The sequence below is a fragment of the Ruminococcus sp. NATIVEDY160 genome (assembly GCF_045819885.1).
GTDB lineage: Bacteria > Bacillota > Clostridia > Oscillospirales > Acutalibacteraceae > Ruminococcoides.
Map to the genome: position 1 here is coordinate 887,799 of NZ_CP162391.1, position 17,054 is coordinate 904,852.

Genomic DNA, 17,054 nt, shown 5'->3' on the forward strand with positions numbered 1-17,054 from the left:
TTATTGCATGAGAGCGCTTGATGTGGCAATACGGTTGCGGATTTGACGGTTACAGAATGACTGTCGGGCTTTAGTATATTTAGGTTATTAACCCTGCGCCGCCATCATCATATCCTTGCCCGCGTTCCATGCTTTGCCGACTTTTTCGCCGCTGACGTAATAGCCGCTTTGGAACTGATCGAAGATCAATGCGTTCAGCTTTTCGGGATTAACTTTGCCGTTGTCGTCAAGGACTTTTCCATCAGCGCAGACATTGACGATTGTGCCGACTACCGCGTGGAGATGTTCTGTTTCAACTATCTCGGCGAGCTCGCACTCCATTGTTAAGGGGAACTCTTCAACGACCGGAGCGTTGACGAACTTGCTCTTTGTCGCGTGACAGCCCGACTTTTCAAACTTATCAGGCATCTTGTTACCGGTGGCGATACCGAAGAAGTCCGCCTCAGCCATATGAGCCTTGTCCGCAAGCGCGACGGTGAACGCTTTGCTGAACCTTATATTCTGCGTAGTCTTGTGACCTTCGCTGATAATGAGGGCGATTTTATCCATACCACAAATCGTACCCCAAGCCGCGTTCATCACACAGGGCACTCCGTTTTCATCATAAGCCGCTACCATCAGCACGGGCATCGGGTATAAAGCGGGCATTGAGCCTAAATCTTTTTTCATTTTGTTTTCCTCCTGAGTTTCAATAATTTGCTTAGATAATTGCCAATGACGGCAAATAAAGTCATCACCGCTAAATAGTCGGCGATGAACAACACTCTCGATTCGCTGAAATCAAAAAACGCGAACATCGTCCTGCCACTCATATATCCCCAAAAACCTCTTTTGATAAATACATAGATTCCGTATGCGGCGATCAGAATAAACACTGCGCGTCCGCTCCACTTCATTACATCAAAGCTCTTTTTGCTTTTCAACGGTCGGATTATCTGCTCGGTATGCAGTCCGAGGTGCAGGCTCAGCAGCACATAGCACCAGTAAGCACAAATTATATGAATTGTCCGAGCTGTTGCCGCTACTCCTTTGAGCTGCAAAAATGTATAGATGTGCTTTGACATACTTATACCCGACAAGGGCTGTAAAAACATCACTATCAATAATATGAAATTGAATGCGGTGATAAATATCCGATAGACGTTGTACTTTCCGTGCGGGATAGCTTTCCACCATTTCAAGTGTAGTATATGATGGACAATAAACAATATGAATATTAATGTTCCAATTATTTCGTGGAACTCTTCACCAATCAGGGAGTACGCCATCAAAAGCGGCATTAACACCACCATTGACAAGTCAATGATGATGTTAGCTGTTTTCTTTTTGTTTCCTTTAGTCATTGGCGTGAATATCATAAGCGCTGAGAAGCCATTCGCCTACGCCCGGGGCGTCGGGATCGTGATTGCCCTTGCCTGTATCGAGCGCGCGGATAGCGTTCATCTCGTCTTCGGAAAGCTCAAAGTCGAAGATTTCCATATTGCTCTTGATACGCTCGGGCTTTGTAGATTTTGGAAATACGATAATACCTTCCTGATTCTCAAATCGAAGAATAACCTGTCCCTCGTTCTTTCCGTATTTTTCAGCAATTTCTGTGATAACAGGATTGGTAAGCAAATCAGCTCTGCCCTGACCGAGCGGAGCCCACGCTTCGAGCTTAACATCGTTTTCGGCGATGATTTTACGCAGTTCCTTTTGCTGACAATACGGGTTGAACTCGACCTGATTGACAGAGGGCATTGTATCAAAACTGGGGACAAAGCTGTTCCAGATTTTCGGCGTCATATTGCTTACGCCGATAGAACGAATCTTGCCTGCTTTCTTCGCTTCTTCCATCGCTTGCCACGCTTCGTCAACCTTGCCGTAAGGCTGATGAATCAGGTACAAGTCCATATAATCGGTGCCGAGCTTTTTAAGCGATGTGTCAATCGACATTTTTGCGTCCTCATACGCGAAATCCTGAAGCCACATTTTACTTGTGATCCAGATTTCTTCGCGCGGGATTCCGCTGTCCTTAACAGCCTGACCGACTTCCTGCTCATTGAAGTAAGCAACAGCCGTATCAATGTGACGTATGCCGAGCGAGAGCGCGGTCTTGACCGCTTCGTAGGTACTGCCGTCGGGTGGAATCTGAAACGTTCCAAATCCGATTGCGGGGATTTTATTGCCGTCGTTTAATGTAATGAAATCCATAGTTAGCCTCCTGTATAGTATAATCAGTAGCCCAGACCTGTGAGCCATTCTGTAACCTTATCTTTTGAATCGCTATTTTCAATGTCACCGCCGCGGATTGGCAGACCTTCCAACACTGTCGCGTTGGGTTCCTCGGTTTTTATTTGGTCATAGGTGCCGCTGTCTCCCGAGCCCTCGTGGGTATTGAAGGGAATGATTGTTTTACCGCTGAGATCGTAGGTATCGAAGAAGGTTTGCATAATCATCGGCAGCTCGTACCACCAAATCGGATAGCCGATGAAAACCGTATCGTAGCTTTCGGGGTTGAATTGCAGCTGCTTAAACTTCGGACGGTCGCCGTTGTCGCGCTCGGCTTTTGCCTTGTCAGCCGTTTCGTTGTAGTCCTCAGGATATGCCTCAACAGGCTCGATTCGCTCCATATCGCCGCCGATCTTGTCGTGAATATAGTTCGCCATTGTTTCGGTGTTGTTGCTCCAAGAGAAATAGACGATTAGCGTTTTACCGTCAGCCGAAGTGTTGCTGTCATTTGATGTGTTGTCTGCTTTGGTTTCCGATGTTGAAGTTTCTGCTTTAGAGCTGTTATCGCCGCTTGTTTCGCCGCACGCAGCAAGGGAAAATACAAGAATCGATGCGAGAAAGATCGCTATCACTTTTTTCATTTAGTTGTCCTCCGTATCATATGCATTTTTCAGCCCAATTCTCAACCTGCTCTTTGGACGAGGGTGCGCTGCCGCCGTGAACGGCAAGGCTTTCGCCGATTTTCGCGCCCTTGCAGGCGTTTTTTATAGTTTTAGGAACACCGCCTAAGCCTGAGCCCTCGTGGGTAACAATGTAGTGAACGGTCTTTCCCGTGAAGTCGAGCCTTTCAAGCTGGGTATACATCGCCATCGGATAGATACCCCACCAGTTCGGACCTACCACAAAGATGTTGTCATACTCGGATATATCGTCGAGGTACTCTTTTAACTCGGGACGAGCCTTCGCTCTGAGCTCCGCTTTCGCTTCTTCAATACAAACCATATAATCGGTATCATAGGGTTTGACGGTATCGACCTCAAAAACATCCGCGCCGACGGCATTTTTGATAAACTCGGTGATCAGCTCGGCATTGCCTCTATCAAGATGTTTGATTGAGCCGTTTACATAATTCTGTCCGCGTCTTGAATAGTAAATAATCAGGTTTTTCATACTGTTCTCCTTATATGTTCAATGATTTAAGCCATTTTGCTACTTTATCTTTACAACCGCGCTCAGCTTCCGACATTTCGATTGGTAAGCCTTTGAGGACGGTTGCGTTTGGTTCAAGCTCTGCAATCGTGCTGTATGTGCCTCCGTCACTTGAACCCATATGAGTATTGAACGGGATGATTGTTTTTTCCGAAAAGTCGTACTTATCAAAAAGGGTGTAAATTATCATCGGGAAAGTGTACCACCACATCGGGTAGCCGATAAAAATGTTATCGTAGCCGTCAACGTCGATCTCGTTTTTGATAGCGGGACGCATATCCTCATCGTGTTCCTTTTTTGCGTAACGCGCGAGAGAGTTGTAGTGGTTACGATTGCTGTCGTAGGGTGTGACAGGCTCGATCTCAACTAAATCCGCGCCTGTCTGAGCGGCGATTTCCCGCGCGACTGCCTTTGTGCTTTCGTACACAGAAAAGAATAACACTAAACTTTTTGACATTTTATCCACCTCAGTTATATGTTTCTATTGATTGCAATTATATTATATGTTATAATTCAGTAAAAGTAAAATGCTTTTTAGTTATGAAAATATAACTGTTGGTTATATGCTTGGTTATATGTGAGGTTATTATGATCGAAATCTATCTGCTTGAACAATTAGCCGCGTTCGCAAAATGCGGCACACTCTCAAAAGCCGCCGAAGAACTGCTCATCAGCCAGCCCGCGCTGAGCCGCTCAATGAAAAAGTTAGAGGACGAGCTGGGCGTAAAGCTCTTTGTGCGTGAGAATAAAAAAATCTCTCTGAATGAAACGGGAAAGCTCGCGGCGGCTCTCGCTCAGTCGCAGGTGAATCAGAACAGGGAAATGATAAGCCGTATTATTGAATTTGACCGCAGTCTGCGTTCGATTCATATCGGCTCGTGCGCGCCTCAGCCTATGGCGGAGCTTATGCCGATTCTTCAGGATCACTTCGGAGATATGACGATTTCCTCCGAGCTCGTGTACGGAGAAAAGCTTATAAACGGGCTGAAAAAAGGCGTATATAATCTGGCGGTTTTCAGGGAAACGGTCAATGACAAGACTCTGTTCTTTCAGCGCTACATCTCCGAGCACCTGTATATCTGCGTTCCCGAAACTCACAGGCTTGCCGATAAAGACAGCGTAAAATTCTCCGACTTAAACGGCGAGCGCTTCCTGCTTTATCAGCATATCGGATTCTGGAAAACCGTGTGTGAGGAATATATGAAGGACACGACCTTCCTGATCCAGCCCGACCGTGACACCTTCGCCGACTTGGTGGGAAACACTGACTATCCCGCTTTCGCATCCGACAGAATTATCGCCGAGGACTACAGAATGGAAGGCAGAGTGTTCATACCAATAGATGAAGAAAAGGCACGCTACACCTTTTATATCGCGTGCCGAACTGAGGACAAGAAAAAGTACGCCGCCTTTTTCAACTCTGTCCGTGGCGAGGTCATCGGCAAATAATATCGTTTTACGGAAGAACAGACCGAGTTGTTATGCTCGGTCTGCTTTTTACTATTTTCTTATAAATTGATTTTCCGATTCGGGTGTATCCGCGCTGATGTAACGCTCCGCTTTCATATGAAGGTCGTACTTCTTACGCAGCGCGGCGATTTGCGCCATCATCGGGGAGGCGTGGTGAATATCGAGCGCATCCTGACTGCTCCAACTGTCTATCAGCAGGATAGTCTCGGGATCGTTCATCGGGAATAAATATTCATAGCGCTCGTTGCCGTCCTCGTTCCTGATAGTTTCGGCAATACCGCTCGCTTCCATTTTTTCGGCGAATTTCCTCGCGGCGTCGCCCTTGCCTGTATAGTATAGATTAATAGTTATGCTCATATCTTTTCTCTTGCGTTTGAACTATGATTTATAGCTCAATATAATACGGACAGATATTCTCAAAATGTCCGTCCTTCATCCTAAAGCCGTTAGGGATAACGCCAAGCTGTTTAAAGCCGATTCTCTCGTACAGGTGACGAGCGTGGATGTTTGATTCAACAACGGCGTTGAATTGCAGAATCATAAATCCGATATCCTTTGCCTGCGCGATACAGTCAAGCACAAGCTTTTCGCCGATATGCCGACCTCGGCATTTAGAGCTGACAGCGTAGCTCGCGTTGCAGATATGCCCGCAGCGCCCGACATTATTCGGGTGCAGGATATACAAACCGACAACCTCCCCGCTGTCATCGACTGCAACTCCGCAATAGCTCTGCTCGGCAAAGAATTCCGCGCCTGTTTCCTCGGTCAAAAGCTCCTCCTGCGGAAAGGCGATACCGTCCTCAACTACTTCATTCCATAGGTTTATCATCTGACATATATCATCATTTTCATATTTACGGATTATCACGTTTTTACTCCTTTTATGTTTCTATTTTTGGATTCACGCTGTTAATCTGTTTTCCGTACCTGTAGATAATCAGGAAAAGCACGAATACAAACGCGACAGTTATTAAGATATTTATCATCATATTTTCCCGAAGCAGCATAAGTGTTATAAACACCGCACTTATCGCTCCCGCTTTAATGAACAGGATGTTGTACTTACTGCAGCGTGCCTTTGCGTGTCGGTTGCCGAGCGCGAACAGACAAATAAAATACAGTATCAGCGAACCGATAAGGAACAGTATCTTCGGAATCAGGCTGATTTCGGTTTCACGCATAAACTCCAGTCCGTTTGTGATGTTGTTCATCGAAAAAATAAGGAAGATGTGCAGCAGCATATATCCGAGTCCGTTAGTCCGCTTATCCCTGTCGATGATATTGTCATAAAACATACCGTAACTTAAGAACAGCCCGACTACAATCAGAAAAGCCATCAGAGCGAAATAAGTACCGCTGACTGAAAAGCCTCCCTCAAAGTAGGAAGAAATAGCGATAATCATTTCTCCGAAGGTAAAGACAACATAAAGCATAGCGCGCTCGGAAAGATGCGGAAAGTCAACGACATCGGCACTGTTCTTCTGACCGAAAATCAAAACCGCGCCCATTCCGAACAGTATAGCCGCCAGCGACATCCATGTGTTGCCGAATGTCTGATAGAAAAATATATCCGACGCGACTATAGCGGCTTCTATAAAGAGGATAACAGCCATATGAACAATATGATTTCGGTTATGAGCGTTATCCTTTTGATTACGCAGTTCAAGCAGGTATTGCACACCGATATTTATGAGAATCAGCGCCCACGCGATATGATACTGCGTATGATACGCCTGCCAGTCGGTTCTCGTTCCTTCGCCGATAAAATACAGCAGGAACATATTCACAAACATAAAAATATGCTCCCTTACGCTGTGCCGACCGTAAACATTTATGTAGTAAGTGCTGTAGTTCCAAATCTGGATGATGGCGAGCGTCGTCATCACATAGGAAAGAAACGCGGGCATTGTGACAAAGCCGTTATCAAAGATATGCAACAACTGATTATTCCGCCCGATGATATATACGAAAATCAGGTCATAAATAAGCTCGATGTATTCGACCTTTTTCTCTTTTGGCTGCAAAATCTCCCGAATCATTTGTGTTCCTTTCAAAGCTTATCAGAGATTCTATCTTATAAAATGCGTCGGCTGCCATTTTTCTTTTTCAGGCAGACCGTATTGTTTTTTGCCGAGAGCGATGCTCTTCATCAAGAATGTCATATTACGGGCAAGCACCCTCATCGTTTGCAGTCCTTCCGAATCCTGTTCAGCCTGACCTTTTTCTCTGCCGTGTACGGAGTTCCAATACTGGCTTGACGCTACGGGCATTCCGCAGATGGTAAAATACTTGTTCAGCTCATCAAAGGTTGCCGAGCAGCCTCCGCGTCTCGCTACGGCTACGCTTGCGCCGACCTTCATGGTCTTGTCAAAATGAGTGCTGTAGAAAAGTCTGTCAAGGCAGGCGATAAGCGTCGCGTTCGCCGAAGCGTAGTAAACCGGGGTAGCGACAACAAGCCCGTCAGCCTCCTCAAACTTCGGTGCAAGCTCATTTACAACATCGTTAAATACGCATTTGCCGTTCTTGAAGCAGGTTCCGCAGGCGATGCATCCGCGTATGTCTTTGTTTCCGATTTGAACAACCTCGGATTCCACTCCTTCGTTATCAAAAATCTTTACCATTTCGTTAACTGCGATCGTGGTGTTGCCGTTCACTCTGGGACTGCCGTTGATAATCAATACTTTCATATTATTCTTTCTCCTTAACAATTCTATTTTTCTTTTTTAAGCTAACGCTCTGAAGCAGTATTCCACCGATTATCAGTACGAGCGCAAATACCGCGTTAATTGTGATTTGTTCTTTTAAAACGAACCACGATATGATAATCGAAATAAACGGCACAAGGTAAGCGAGGTTTGCTATTTTGGCGGAATCGCTTGCGTCCTTTAACGCAATCGCCCACAGCAGATACGCCACAGCGTTGACTACGATCCCGAGCCACGCTATTCCTAACCACTGCACTCCGATAATTGGCTGCCATTTTTCAAAAAACAAGCTCAGCACAAACGAGCACACCGCAGTCGTAAACCAGATCCACATCATAGTGACATTCTGATTAAGGCTGTGCTTTTTGTTGAGCACCGAAAAAAGTCCGTAACAGACCGCCGCCGTAACGCACGCGATGATTCCGAACAATCTGTTGCCTGAAGTATTATCATTGCTGCCGAGCGTGAGCACTACGATCCCCGCGAATGACATAAGCATAGCAATAATCTTCTTTGCCGTAAACTTTTCTTTGAGGATAATACAGGCGAATATCACTATCATCACCGGCCACAGATAGTTGAGGATACAAGCCTCCTGTGAGCCGAGCTCGGCGATTCCGTAATAGTAAAGCGCCGAGTACATAAACAGCCCCAGAAAACCCAAGCCTGCAATAGTAAGGTAATCCCGAACTTTGTAGCTTGTCATCTCTTTTATTGAGCCGTTAATTATATTCAGAATCAGCAGGAACACAAACGCAAACGCGCTGCTTATCGTGAGCGCTTGAAGCTTCGGGATATCCCGAAGCACGAGCTTTACAACCGTCGCGAGCGTCGACCAGATAAGCACAGTCACTCCTGCGTATATATAGCTTTTTTTCATATATTACTTCCTTTTTGGGTTTCTATATTGAAACAAAACTTATTTTGCAACTACGATCGTGAGCATTTCCAAATCGTCATCGCCTGTGTTTATAATGGTGTGTTCAAATCCTTTCGGGCAGATGTGCATAACGCCCGCTTTCAGTTCTTCTTCCTCACCGTTACAAATCGCTTTTCCCGTACCGCTGATGATATAGTTGAGGTCGTCTCCTGAGTTTTGCGTGTGAGTTCCAATACTGCCGCCTTTATGGATTCGGGTGGGAATAATACGATAGTTTTCGTCATTGTACATCTTCACAGTCATCATTCCTGTGCCGTCGTTCATACACGGAATTTTTATCTCCTGAATTTCGTTAAAATCTATTAACATAGTTTGTTATCCTTCCCCGCCGAAGCCGTTGACAACAATATCATCCCACGCTTCTGCGTCGATTTCTTCGTCCTTGAACAGCTTTTTTCTGTCGGCTTCGGTGATAGTTTTTATAACTTTGCACGGGTTACCCACAGCGATACTCCACGGAGGAACATCACGGGTAACTACGCTGCCTGCGCCGATGACTGAATTTGAGCCTATCGTAACGCCCGGAAGAACTACCGCATTGCCTCCTATCCAAACGTTATCGCCGATCGTGACGGGTTTTCCGTATTCATAGTATGAACGGCGCGTATCGGGATGTACGGGATGTCCTGCGGTATAAATCGCCACATTCGGCGCGAGCATACAGTTATCGCCGATTTTTACCTTCGCTACATCTATAATCGTACAGTTGTAGTTTGCGAAAAACTCCTTGCCGACCTAAATATTAAAGCCGTAATCGCAGTAAAACGGCGGATTAATAAACGCGCCGTCCGACTTGCCGAACAGCTGTTTAACTACTTCCTTTATTCCGTCAAAATCGGAACGGTCCATAAAGTTGAGCTGCTGTAAAATCTTACGGCACTCTTTCTGCTGAGCGAATGCTTCGTCGTCGCAAACATATGCCATACCCTTGTCTCTGCGTTCAATCTGATTCATAGCGTCCTCCAAATATTTACTGATTTTATGATAACAGAAATCAGAATAATTGTCTACAAAAATCTCCACTTGGAAATGTTAAAATCCAAGCGGAGGTAGTTTTATTCTTTACACTTGCCGCAGCGGGTACAGCCGTTGCAGATTGGTTTCATTCCGCAGGTCTGGCATTTGTCTCCAAAATAGGGTTCATAATAATCTTTGTCGGCGATTTTGAAGCCGAGTTGACGGGTTAGCGTGAAGTCAATCGGCTTACCCTTGAAGCTCAGTCCCGATTTATACGCCTGATTCGCCTGTAACTCACTGCCCTCAATTTGATAGGTCTTGCCGTCCTTGACGAAGCGTCTGCCTGTGCCGATAAAGGCAAAGGTGACGTTATATTCCTCACACTCGTCACGGAGCCGCTTTACCCACTCATAATGACACGGACGGGCTCCTGCGTAATTTTCGCCGTCGCAGATCACCTGTTCAAGCTGTCCGCTTTTGAGGTAATCTTTAATGCTGATCTCACCTATAAACGGCGCGCACATAATTCCCTTGTGCTTGAACGGCAGCGACAACAGGATCGGGATTCGCTCGTCGGCTCTTTTTTGGTTCTCACAGCTGACGTTGAAAAAGACATTCTCCCAGCCGTCGCCCCAATCGTAGGGTAAATGGTCTTTCACTCTTTCAGGTCGTTTCGTCAGCAGGAAGAAAATAACGTCGGGGCGCTGACGGATGATGTTCCACGCTTCATCACGCCATTCGTCTGCTTCATCAAGGAAAAAGTCTGAGGTCATACACACGCGGAGCTGTTCGCCGCTTTTGATTTTGAAATGTCCGCTTTTGTCCTTTGACAAGGGATAATTGAAACCGGATTTAGTGCGGTAGATATCCGCGCCGTTCTTACCGCGCTGCGCGTCGAGAAAGTACATATAGCAGTTCTCGCAGCCCTCGCTGCACTTTTTGCAGCCGTGCCACGGATTCCAGATGTCGTGCAAAACCTCACCTCCTGTTTTGTTATTTTTCCGGATTTATTCACCCAAGTCTTTGATGACCTTGCCGATGTCGGAATTGACACAAACAGATTGATCAACGATTTCATCAGGACAATAGCTTTCGCCGAGATTGACACAAGCATAAACGGCGTTTTTGTTCTGTGCTGTCAGCTGCCAAAACGGATATTTGATAATACCGGGGGTATTGCCGCCGACTCCCAATTCAAGATAAACGATGTTTTTACTCTTGTTTTCATTGATGAAAGAGTTATACCTCTCAGCCGCCCTGTGCCAGCCCTCGTCCTCAACGAATTTGTCATCGCTTCTAAGGTTCATTGTCATCGGCTTTCCGCATACAGGACAGTGTGGGATCTGATCAGACGGGACTTTCATATTCTCCTGCTGTTCGATCATTGATATTACCGCATCATAGTTATCGTAGGTCTTGTCGTGACAGGGAACGGAGCATTGGAACAAACCGTAATCGCCCTGCGTGTAGAACAGCCGCTCCTTATCGAAGCCTGCCATCTGGAATTGGTGATCGACATTCGTCGTCAGGACAAAGTAGTTTTTATTCTTAACAATCTTCAAAAGATCATCATACACAGGCTTAGGCGCTTTTTCGTAGCGGTTGATTGAAATAAAACGGCTCCAATATGCCCAGAACACCTCCGGAGGATACCGCATCACCATAAAGCCGCCGGAATACATATCGGTGATCCCGTACTTCTCTGCAAAGTCGGAAAAGTGCTTATAAAAGCGTTCTCCCGAATAGGTAAAGCCTGCCGATGCAGAAAGTCCTGCACCCGCGCCGATGACAACCGCGTCGGCGTTGTTTAGTTTATCTTTGATTTGCTCAATCTGCTGAGAGTAATTCTCGGTAGATTTGTTTATCTGAATCTTTGAAAACATTGAATATCACCTCAATCTCGTGTTTCTTTTGATATTCTTTAACGGTATTGACCGCAATCTCAGCCGCTTCTTTTTGAGGAAATCCGAAAACGCCTGTTGAGATACAGCAGAAAGCAACACTCTTACAGCCGTTTTCCTCGGCGAGCTTCAGGCAGGAGAGATAACAGCTTTTGAGCAGCTCACGATCCTCTTTTGTCAGAGCGCCGCCGACGATAGGTCCGACGGTGTGAATAATATATTTACAAGGCAGATTATAGGCAGGCGTGATTTTTGCCTGACCAGTCGGCTCTTCATAACCCTGCTCCGTCATTATTTCATTGCATTTGCAGCGCAGTTGTACGCCCGCATAGGTGTGGATCACGTTGTCGATACAACCGTGATAGGGATTGAAACAACCGAGCATTTGACTGTTGGCGGCGTTGACGATAGAGTCGCATTTCAACGTGGTGATGTCACCCTGCCAAAGATAGATATGATCTTGAACCGGCTCTAAATCCGCAATATCGGTTATACCTTTGCGGCGGTTTTCTTCCTGCAAATACTCGTCTTGAATCCTCAGGGATTCCTCGCTTATCTCTCTCGGCATACGGATATTGAACAGCGAGCGGAGCAGTCGCTTTTGATTATATTCATCTGTAGGTATTTCAATTCTTTCTCCGCGTTCGGATAAAAGAGTATTGATTAAAAACAATCGTCTTTCTGCCTGCGTCATAACATCACCTTCTCAAACTTCTACTACTATTTTACCATTCACCTTTCCGCTGTCAAGAGCGATACACGCTTTATTGATATGGTCTAAATCAAACTTCGCTCCGATCAGCGGCTTCAGATGATGCTCGTCCATAAGGCTGAAAATATCCTGAATCATTTTCTGTGTCGGGTAGTTTGAGAAAAAGCCTGTCAGATATACGCCGTTGGGAATATCCTTTATCGGGTCGAAGCCGTTCCATTCATACACCTTGCCGAGCACGCCTGTGTTGCAGACGACCGCGCCTTCGTCAAGAGCGAACATCGTATCTCTGAGGGCTTTGATCCCAACAAGCTCAAGCGCTTTAGTAACGCCGCTGACCTTGCCCTTTATCGTGCCGTCATCAAGAATACACTCATCACAGCCTGCTTCTTTTAAAAGCGGCAGTTTATCCTCTTTGTGGGTAGTACCGACAACAGTACAACCGAGAGCTTTGGTAAGTTGGATCGCCGCATAACCGAGAGCACAGGTCGCACCCCTGATAAGAAGCTTATCGTCGGGCGTGAGCTGCAGGCATTGGAACAGTGAGCCCCAAGCGGTAAAGTAGGTTTCGGGGATCGCTCCCATTTCTGTCCAAGACAGATTGCTTTCGACAGGGAAAACGTGATGAACAGGAAGCAGGGCGTATTCGGCATAACTGCCGCCAAAAGAACGTCCCATACCGCCCATCAGGGCGACAACCTTTTGACCGATATTAAATCCGCTGTCGGACGGGTCGGCAATCTCTCCGGCGCATTCAATACCGGGAATGATCGGCTTGTTGATATAATCTTTTTCTATTTCAAATTCTCTTAAAATCTGTTCCGAGTGATTCAGTCCGAACGCTTTGATTTTTACAAGCACCCAACCGGGCTTTACCGTGGGCACTTCTACCTCTGACAGAACGATATCCTCTGCCTTTGTCGGCTTCGTCAATACAACTGCTTTCATTTGTCAACACTCCTTAACAATCCGTTTTCTTCACTCGCCCAGCACTGCGGATCATCGGCGTAGAAGTCGCCGTTTGTACCTTTTGCTACTGCAGGACAACCTCTGCACCACGCGAGCAGCTTGCAGCGGCTGCATTTGCTGAACTTATCGAAATCTCTGTAACACTCCATCGAAGTCAGCCAAACATCCGCAAGCCTGTCCTCAAACACATTGCCGACCTTGCTTTCCGCAACTCTGCGGCAGGCGAAAATATCGCCTGTAGGAAGTATCGTAATATGACACGCTCCGCAATTACACCCTCCGTAGATCATACCCTTTTCGGCGTTTTCGGGAATCGTGAACTCACCTGTTTCATATTCATAAAGCGTCCAGAGGTGGTCTTTTTTATTGAAATAAGTCTGACAGCCTTCCGCTTCATACTCCTTGAACTTCTTGTCGCAGGCTGCAAGCAATCTGCGGTACTCCTGCGCGGTCATACTCGCGTCAAGGTCGCCGCCGCTCGGCACATAACGGGAGAAGGCAAAGACATTCGCTCCCGATTCTACAACCGCGTCGATAATGCCCGTGACCTCGCTCATATTTGTCTTGGAAACCGTCGTCATAACCACGGAACGGATACCCGCCTTATTGATACACTTTACCTTTTCGAGCGTGCAGTCGTAAGAGCCCGGCTTGCGGAACCAGTCGTGTGTTTCACGCAAGCCATCGAGCGACAGCTGATACTTCTCACAGCCGAACCATTTTAACTCTCTGCAAACTTGGTCGTTGAGGTGGAACGGATTGCCGAGGATCGTAAACTTGATATCGTGGTCGTGGAACAGCTCAAGCAACCGCCAAAAGTCAGGGTGCAAAATCGGATCGCCGCCCGTCAGATAAAAGTACGGCGTGCGACTGAACACCTCGCAAAAATCAAGGCAGTTGTAGAAGGTGTCCTGCATCTGTTCCCACGTCATTGATTTCAAACAGGTATGTTTGCCGTCTGAAAAAATGTAGCAGTGCTTGCACCGCTGGTCGCACTCATCCGTGATATGCCATTGAAAAGAAAAATAGGGCTTACTCATAATACTAACCTCGCATATATAAACAGCATTTGCTGATATTTGCATAATCGCCCTCCGAGTAATCAGAGGGCATTACGGACAAAATTATTTGTCACCCGCGCCGCAGGCTGAACCGCAAGCGGAAACCTTTTCGGCAGTGCCGCAAGCAGAAGCCTTCTCCGCAGTACCGCAAGCCGAAGCCTTTTCAGCAGTTCCGCAGGCAGAAGATTTGCCGCCCTTTGTCCAAGAAGCAATGTTGGATAATGCCATAATCGTTCTCCTTTCGCTTATTTGCAGCGTTTTATTGCTTACAAGTTTATTTTACAGTACGGAGAACAATGTCACAAGTACGCACTTTTCTATTACTCAGTCACCTTTTTGTAACTACTCGACAAACCGGTTTCGGTCTGTTATACTGTATTCAGATAGGAATGTTACACTATTTAATAAACCTTTGGAGGTGCAGTATGAAAACAAAAGCCGAATTGCCCGATTGTCCCGTCGCAACAACCGTGAGCTTGATCGGAAGCAAGTGGAAGCTGCTGATACTTCGTAATCTTCTCGTCAGACCGTGGCGGTTCAACGAACTGAGAAAAAGCCTTGACGGAATCAGCCAGAAGGTGCTGACCGACAGCCTGCGTTCGATGGAGGATGACGGTATCATCACCCGCACCGTTTATCCCGAGGTACCTCCGAGAGTAGAGTACGCCCTGAGCGATCTCGGCGAGAGTATGCGCCCGATCATCAAGTCGATGGAAACGTTTGGGATCGATTATAAGGAACAGTTTGAAAAATAATAACGACCGATAAAATGAGCAGGACAGCCATTGGAACCGTCCTGCTCATTTTTATATTTCAATTTTCCCGTGTTTTTCTTCATACTTCTCAATCGCGTCACGAATCAGAATCAATATCTGACTGTTCGCCGAGCGACCTTCGTAGTCTGCTACAACGTGCAGTTTATTGAGCATTTCTTCATCAATTCGTATAGATAAACTCTTTACAGCCATAATAAAACCTCATTTCATATTTATTATGACTTTATTTTATGCCTATAATGTGTTATGATGTTTGATATAGGCGCATAATATGTCTAATATATATCTAAAGAGGTTATCAGAATGAAGTCGTGCTGCGGGTTCGGGCATAGGAACGTATTTGAGAATATCGGCGATAGATTGGATAGCGCGGTTGAAGCGGTAATACAACAGGGCTGCAAAGTATTCTACACCGGAGCTATGGGAGAATTCGACAGTCTGTTTTCCTCCGCCGTCCGCAAGGCAAAGAAATCTCACCCGCATATTAAGCTGACTTGTGTGAAGCCATATTTTACGAATGATATAAACGCCGACAGGGATTACTACGACGCTATGTATGATGACGTAATTATTCCGCTCGAGCTTATCGGGGTTCACTACAAAGCCGCTATCAAGGCTCGCAATCGGTGGATGATAGACAACAGCGACGTTATTCTGATTTACACCGTTCGCAACTACGGCGGCGCGTGTGAGGCAAAGCGATATGCACAGCACGAAAACAAAGCGATAATTATCATTTAAGCTTTTGCCATACAGCTTATCGTAAAGCTCTTGCTTGACTTTTAGTACTTTTGCACATAGAAAAACACCGTACATACAAATTTGTTCTGTACGGTGTTCTGTTTTAGGCTTTCAATCGAATATTTCTCCATTGATCCAAAGTATCGCCGTTATTCATGATGATGTTCGAAACTATTAAATTGAATACACCCTGACATCAAATACTTTTGACTTATGCTTGTCTTTTTCCAAAGCTGGTCTAATAATCTTGTTATTTCTTCTTGTATAGCAGTAAAGCAGATAAGATTTAAGGTGATTTGGGGGCTTTAATTCTAATTTGTCATTATAACTGCCCGTTTTTCCGCATCGAGGGACTTCGGTAGGAATCTATCCGGCAAACGCTCTGAGATTAAATAATGCAAAAAAAGAAAACCGCCTGAAAGTCACAGACGGTAAAACAGTATGTTGATTCAATTATACGCCATAAAAGCCTTTGTCGCTGTAAGTAAGCCATGTCAAATACATTTCTTTGTAATTCATTTTAATAAAGCTGCGGATTTTTGAAATTTCTCGGTCATTCAAAATCCCTTTGGACTCTACTGTCGTATCACCGTTGCTCATTACAAAGAATTTAGCGGAACCTGCTTCGGTCAATTTTTTATCACTTGCGTGCACATGCATTGCTTCAACAATACAGTGGGATGTAAAATACAAATAGTATCCGCAAACCATGAAGGAGTAATATTTCGGCATCGTTTAATCCTCCAAAAACATTTTATTTCTTCTTAAATAATCCGCAGCAATTTCTATCTCAATATCATCCATACTGGATTCTATCACGTTATCGTCCGAGTCGAAAACGCAAGCGGTTTTGCGTGACAAATTAACAACCTGTATGCCTGCCGGAATGACGGTAAAAGCGTATCCGTTAACAATCATTTTCGCGTTTTCGGCAATTTTAATCATATCAGTCATAACTAATATTCACCTCTTTGATATTCTTCAGAAATTCACTTGGTTCAATACACAGATTATGCAGTATCGGAATCAGGTCGATATACTCCTCAGTTTCAACTCCGTTGTATATAGCCAGCACAACCAGATACCCGTTGTCCCACTCCAATATCTTTGTATATTTTTCAAGACAAACCGGAGCAGCGAAGCGAATTCTTGTGCCGTTATATGTGAAAGATGTAAAACACTTATCGTTGGATAACGTAGCAACAGTATTCATGTCAAGCACCACCTTATAAAACTATTATACTATGTCCATTTCATAAATTCAATATGAAATATAGCTTTTATACTGCATACAAATTCACATCATACTTCTTCGCTCGCGGCTTGTCTGTTTCGCTGTATGGGTTGATTTCCCGTCCGGTTCTTCTGTTTGTACAGAAGAAACTGTAGCTTTTGAACGCTT

General features: G+C 45.5%; 25 protein-coding genes and 1 pseudogene. 3 read left to right on the plus strand and 23 right to left on the minus strand.

Features of this window, described 5'->3' with window-relative positions:
• Nucleotides 1–87 precede the first annotated feature (87 nt).
• The 6 genes from AB1I49_RS04300 to AB1I49_RS04325 are packed head-to-tail and all read right to left on the minus strand — an operon-like array spanning nucleotide 88 to nucleotide 3,877.
• Complete coding sequence (locus AB1I49_RS04300; protein WP_407721476.1) at nucleotides 88–669, minus strand: flavin reductase family protein; 582 nt, start codon at nucleotides 667–669, stop codon at nucleotides 88–90.
• Nucleotides 666–1,343 (minus strand): cytochrome b/b6 domain-containing protein, encoded by a 678-nt coding sequence (locus AB1I49_RS04305; RefSeq protein WP_407721477.1) that lies wholly within the window; start codon nucleotides 1,341–1,343, stop codon nucleotides 666–668. The genes AB1I49_RS04300 and AB1I49_RS04305 overlap by 4 nt, the downstream gene beginning before the upstream one ends.
• Nucleotides 1,336–2,193 (minus strand): aldo/keto reductase, encoded by an 858-nt coding sequence (locus AB1I49_RS04310; protein WP_407721479.1) that lies wholly within the window; start codon nucleotides 2,191–2,193, stop codon nucleotides 1,336–1,338. The genes AB1I49_RS04305 and AB1I49_RS04310 overlap by 8 nt, the downstream gene beginning before the upstream one ends.
• Before the next feature lie 23 nt (nucleotides 2,194–2,216).
• Nucleotides 2,217–2,852 (minus strand): flavodoxin, encoded by a 636-nt coding sequence (locus tag AB1I49_RS04315; RefSeq protein ID WP_407721480.1) that lies wholly within the window; start codon nucleotides 2,850–2,852, stop codon nucleotides 2,217–2,219.
• A 16-nt stretch (nucleotides 2,853–2,868) separates the two neighbouring features.
• Complete coding sequence (locus AB1I49_RS04320; protein WP_407721481.1) at nucleotides 2,869–3,381, minus strand: flavodoxin; 513 nt, start codon at nucleotides 3,379–3,381, stop codon at nucleotides 2,869–2,871.
• A 10-nt stretch (nucleotides 3,382–3,391) separates the two neighbouring features.
• Nucleotides 3,392–3,877 carry a flavodoxin gene (locus AB1I49_RS04325; protein ID WP_407721482.1) on the minus strand — a complete coding sequence of 162 codons (486 nt, stop codon included), beginning with the start codon at nucleotides 3,875–3,877 and terminating at the stop codon, nucleotides 3,392–3,394.
• A gap of 131 nt (nucleotides 3,878–4,008) precedes the next feature.
• Between AB1I49_RS04325 and AB1I49_RS04330 the strand changes: the two genes are divergently transcribed.
• Nucleotides 4,009–4,869: a LysR family transcriptional regulator gene (locus AB1I49_RS04330; RefSeq protein WP_216523799.1), complete on the plus strand. Its 861-nt coding sequence runs from the start codon at nucleotides 4,009–4,011 to the stop codon at nucleotides 4,867–4,869.
• A gap of 51 nt (nucleotides 4,870–4,920) precedes the next feature.
• Here the strand turns inward: AB1I49_RS04330 and AB1I49_RS04335 are convergent, their stop codons facing one another.
• The 13 genes and pseudogenes from AB1I49_RS04335 to acgA form a co-directional block, all read right to left on the minus strand.
• On the minus strand, nucleotides 4,921–5,247 hold the full coding sequence (locus AB1I49_RS04335) for a putative quinol monooxygenase (RefSeq protein ID WP_407721483.1): 327 nt from the start codon (nucleotides 5,245–5,247) through the stop codon (nucleotides 4,921–4,923).
• Nucleotides 5,248–5,275: 28 nt separating this feature from the next.
• Nucleotides 5,276–5,719: a GNAT family N-acetyltransferase gene (locus tag AB1I49_RS04340; RefSeq protein ID WP_216523821.1), complete on the minus strand. Its 444-nt coding sequence runs from the start codon at nucleotides 5,717–5,719 to the stop codon at nucleotides 5,276–5,278.
• A gap of 52 nt (nucleotides 5,720–5,771) precedes the next feature.
• Nucleotides 5,772–6,929, minus strand: a complete 1,158-nt coding sequence (locus AB1I49_RS04345; RefSeq protein WP_407721484.1) for a low temperature requirement protein A — start codon at nucleotides 6,927–6,929, stop codon at nucleotides 5,772–5,774.
• A gap of 30 nt (nucleotides 6,930–6,959) precedes the next feature.
• Complete coding sequence (locus AB1I49_RS04350) at nucleotides 6,960–7,577, minus strand: flavodoxin family protein (RefSeq protein WP_092968860.1); 618 nt, start codon at nucleotides 7,575–7,577, stop codon at nucleotides 6,960–6,962.
• Between the two features lies 1 nt (nucleotide 7,578).
• Nucleotides 7,579–8,475 (minus strand): DMT family transporter, encoded by an 897-nt coding sequence (locus AB1I49_RS04355; RefSeq protein WP_407721485.1) that lies wholly within the window; start codon nucleotides 8,473–8,475, stop codon nucleotides 7,579–7,581.
• 39 nt (nucleotides 8,476–8,514) lie between these two features.
• Nucleotides 8,515–8,844: a cupin domain-containing protein gene (locus AB1I49_RS04360; protein ID WP_407721486.1), complete on the minus strand. Its 330-nt coding sequence runs from the start codon at nucleotides 8,842–8,844 to the stop codon at nucleotides 8,515–8,517.
• 6 nt (nucleotides 8,845–8,850) lie between these two features.
• Nucleotides 8,851–9,489, minus strand: a pseudogene (locus AB1I49_RS04365) (sugar O-acetyltransferase).
• 101 nt (nucleotides 9,490–9,590) lie between these two features.
• Nucleotides 9,591–10,466, minus strand: a complete 876-nt coding sequence (locus AB1I49_RS04370) for a DUF5131 family protein (RefSeq protein ID WP_407721487.1) — start codon at nucleotides 10,464–10,466, stop codon at nucleotides 9,591–9,593.
• 33 nt (nucleotides 10,467–10,499) lie between these two features.
• Nucleotides 10,500–11,375: an SIR2 family NAD-dependent protein deacylase gene (locus tag AB1I49_RS04375; protein ID WP_407721488.1), complete on the minus strand. Its 876-nt coding sequence runs from the start codon at nucleotides 11,373–11,375 to the stop codon at nucleotides 10,500–10,502.
• Complete coding sequence (locus AB1I49_RS04380; protein WP_407721489.1) at nucleotides 11,320–12,087, minus strand: protein-ADP-ribose hydrolase; 768 nt, start codon at nucleotides 12,085–12,087, stop codon at nucleotides 11,320–11,322. Before AB1I49_RS04380 ends, AB1I49_RS04375 begins: the two co-directional genes overlap by 56 nt.
• A gap of 12 nt (nucleotides 12,088–12,099) precedes the next feature.
• A complete protein-coding gene (locus tag AB1I49_RS04385) occupies nucleotides 12,100–13,053 on the minus strand; it encodes an alcohol dehydrogenase catalytic domain-containing protein (protein ID WP_407721490.1) in 954 nt (317 codons plus the stop codon).
• A complete protein-coding gene (acgM, locus tag AB1I49_RS04390; protein WP_407721491.1) occupies nucleotides 13,050–14,114 on the minus strand; it encodes a radical SAM/SPASM domain protein, ACGX system in 1,065 nt (354 codons plus the stop codon). The genes AB1I49_RS04385 and acgM overlap by 4 nt, the downstream gene beginning before the upstream one ends.
• A gap of 84 nt (nucleotides 14,115–14,198) precedes the next feature.
• A complete protein-coding gene (gene acgA, locus AB1I49_RS04395) occupies nucleotides 14,199–14,363 on the minus strand; it encodes an ACGX-repeat peptide (protein ID WP_092976524.1) in 165 nt (54 codons plus the stop codon).
• A gap of 197 nt (nucleotides 14,364–14,560) precedes the next feature.
• On the opposite strand from acgA, the gene AB1I49_RS04400 reads away from it, so the two are divergent.
• Nucleotides 14,561–14,890 (plus strand): winged helix-turn-helix transcriptional regulator, encoded by a 330-nt coding sequence (locus AB1I49_RS04400; RefSeq protein ID WP_407721492.1) that lies wholly within the window; start codon nucleotides 14,561–14,563, stop codon nucleotides 14,888–14,890.
• A gap of 51 nt (nucleotides 14,891–14,941) precedes the next feature.
• Here AB1I49_RS04400 and AB1I49_RS04405 read toward each other — a convergent pair whose 3' ends face one another.
• A complete protein-coding gene (locus AB1I49_RS04405; RefSeq protein ID WP_216523807.1) occupies nucleotides 14,942–15,103 on the minus strand; it encodes a type II toxin-antitoxin system antitoxin in 162 nt (53 codons plus the stop codon).
• A 111-nt stretch (nucleotides 15,104–15,214) separates the two neighbouring features.
• Here AB1I49_RS04405 and AB1I49_RS04410 point away from each other — a divergent pair, with 111 nt between their 5' ends.
• Entirely contained in the window at nucleotides 15,215–15,652 is a 438-nt protein-coding gene (locus AB1I49_RS04410) for a DUF1273 domain-containing protein (RefSeq protein ID WP_407721493.1), read from the plus strand.
• A 453-nt stretch (nucleotides 15,653–16,105) separates the two neighbouring features.
• On the opposite strand, the gene AB1I49_RS04415 is transcribed toward AB1I49_RS04410, so the two are convergent.
• The 3 genes from AB1I49_RS04415 to AB1I49_RS04425 are packed head-to-tail and all read right to left on the minus strand — an operon-like array spanning nucleotide 16,106 to nucleotide 16,865.
• Nucleotides 16,106–16,384 carry a DUF4160 domain-containing protein gene (locus AB1I49_RS04415; RefSeq protein WP_186833338.1) on the minus strand — a complete coding sequence of 93 codons (279 nt, stop codon included), beginning with the start codon at nucleotides 16,382–16,384 and terminating at the stop codon, nucleotides 16,106–16,108.
• A gap of 3 nt (nucleotides 16,385–16,387) precedes the next feature.
• Entirely contained in the window at nucleotides 16,388–16,606 is a 219-nt protein-coding gene (locus tag AB1I49_RS04420; protein WP_186833337.1) for a DUF7723 family protein, read from the minus strand.
• Nucleotides 16,599–16,865 (minus strand): DUF7724 family protein, encoded by a 267-nt coding sequence (locus AB1I49_RS04425; RefSeq protein WP_186833336.1) that lies wholly within the window; start codon nucleotides 16,863–16,865, stop codon nucleotides 16,599–16,601. The genes AB1I49_RS04420 and AB1I49_RS04425 overlap by 8 nt, the downstream gene beginning before the upstream one ends.
• Nucleotides 16,866–17,054 lie beyond the last annotated feature (189 nt).

Excerpts from the sequence above, each read along its gene's own strand:
- AB1I49_RS04410 (WP_407721493.1), top strand. The coding sequence starts at position 15,215 with ATGAAGTCGTGCTGCGGGTTCGGGCATAGGAACGTATTTGAGAATATC.
- AB1I49_RS04325 (WP_407721482.1), bottom strand. The coding sequence starts at position 3,877 with ATGTCAAAAAGTTTAGTGTTATTCTTTTCTGTGTACGAAAGCACAAAG.
- AB1I49_RS04350 (WP_092968860.1), bottom strand. The coding sequence starts at position 7,577 with ATGAAAGTATTGATTATCAACGGCAGTCCCAGAGTGAACGGCAACACC.
- AB1I49_RS04425 (WP_186833336.1), bottom strand. The coding sequence starts at position 16,865 with ATGAATACTGTTGCTACGTTATCCAACGATAAGTGTTTTACATCTTTC.
- AB1I49_RS04330 (WP_216523799.1), top strand. The coding sequence starts at position 4,009 with ATGATCGAAATCTATCTGCTTGAACAATTAGCCGCGTTCGCAAAATGC.
- AB1I49_RS04405 (WP_216523807.1), bottom strand. The coding sequence starts at position 15,103 with ATGGCTGTAAAGAGTTTATCTATACGAATTGATGAAGAAATGCTCAAT.
- AB1I49_RS04380 (WP_407721489.1), bottom strand. The coding sequence starts at position 12,087 with ATGACGCAGGCAGAAAGACGATTGTTTTTAATCAATACTCTTTTATCC.
- AB1I49_RS04310 (WP_407721479.1), bottom strand. The coding sequence starts at position 2,193 with ATGGATTTCATTACATTAAACGACGGCAATAAAATCCCCGCAATCGGA.
- AB1I49_RS04385 (WP_407721490.1), bottom strand. The coding sequence starts at position 13,053 with ATGAAAGCAGTTGTATTGACGAAGCCGACAAAGGCAGAGGATATCGTT.
- AB1I49_RS04340 (WP_216523821.1), bottom strand. The coding sequence starts at position 5,719 with ATGATAAACCTATGGAATGAAGTAGTTGAGGACGGTATCGCCTTTCCG.
- AB1I49_RS04415 (WP_186833338.1), bottom strand. The coding sequence starts at position 16,384 with ATGCCGAAATATTACTCCTTCATGGTTTGCGGATACTATTTGTATTTT.
- AB1I49_RS04315 (WP_407721480.1), bottom strand. The coding sequence starts at position 2,852 with ATGAAAAAAGTGATAGCGATCTTTCTCGCATCGATTCTTGTATTTTCC.
- acgA (WP_092976524.1), bottom strand. The coding sequence starts at position 14,363 with ATGGCATTATCCAACATTGCTTCTTGGACAAAGGGCGGCAAATCTTCT.
- AB1I49_RS04360 (WP_407721486.1), bottom strand. The coding sequence starts at position 8,844 with ATGTTAATAGATTTTAACGAAATTCAGGAGATAAAAATTCCGTGTATG.
- AB1I49_RS04345 (WP_407721484.1), bottom strand. The coding sequence starts at position 6,929 with ATGATTCGGGAGATTTTGCAGCCAAAAGAGAAAAAGGTCGAATACATC.
- AB1I49_RS04420 (WP_186833337.1), bottom strand. The coding sequence starts at position 16,606 with ATGACTGATATGATTAAAATTGCCGAAAACGCGAAAATGATTGTTAAC.
- AB1I49_RS04320 (WP_407721481.1), bottom strand. The coding sequence starts at position 3,381 with ATGAAAAACCTGATTATTTACTATTCAAGACGCGGACAGAATTATGTA.
- AB1I49_RS04375 (WP_407721488.1), bottom strand. The coding sequence starts at position 11,375 with ATGTTTTCAAAGATTCAGATAAACAAATCTACCGAGAATTACTCTCAG.
- AB1I49_RS04355 (WP_407721485.1), bottom strand. The coding sequence starts at position 8,475 with ATGAAAAAAAGCTATATATACGCAGGAGTGACTGTGCTTATCTGGTCG.
- acgM (WP_407721491.1), bottom strand. The coding sequence starts at position 14,114 with ATGAGTAAGCCCTATTTTTCTTTTCAATGGCATATCACGGATGAGTGC.
- AB1I49_RS04400 (WP_407721492.1), top strand. The coding sequence starts at position 14,561 with ATGAAAACAAAAGCCGAATTGCCCGATTGTCCCGTCGCAACAACCGTG.
- AB1I49_RS04300 (WP_407721476.1), bottom strand. The coding sequence starts at position 669 with ATGAAAAAAGATTTAGGCTCAATGCCCGCTTTATACCCGATGCCCGTG.
- AB1I49_RS04305 (WP_407721477.1), bottom strand. The coding sequence starts at position 1,343 with ATGACTAAAGGAAACAAAAAGAAAACAGCTAACATCATCATTGACTTG.
- AB1I49_RS04335 (WP_407721483.1), bottom strand. The coding sequence starts at position 5,247 with ATGAGCATAACTATTAATCTATACTATACAGGCAAGGGCGACGCCGCG.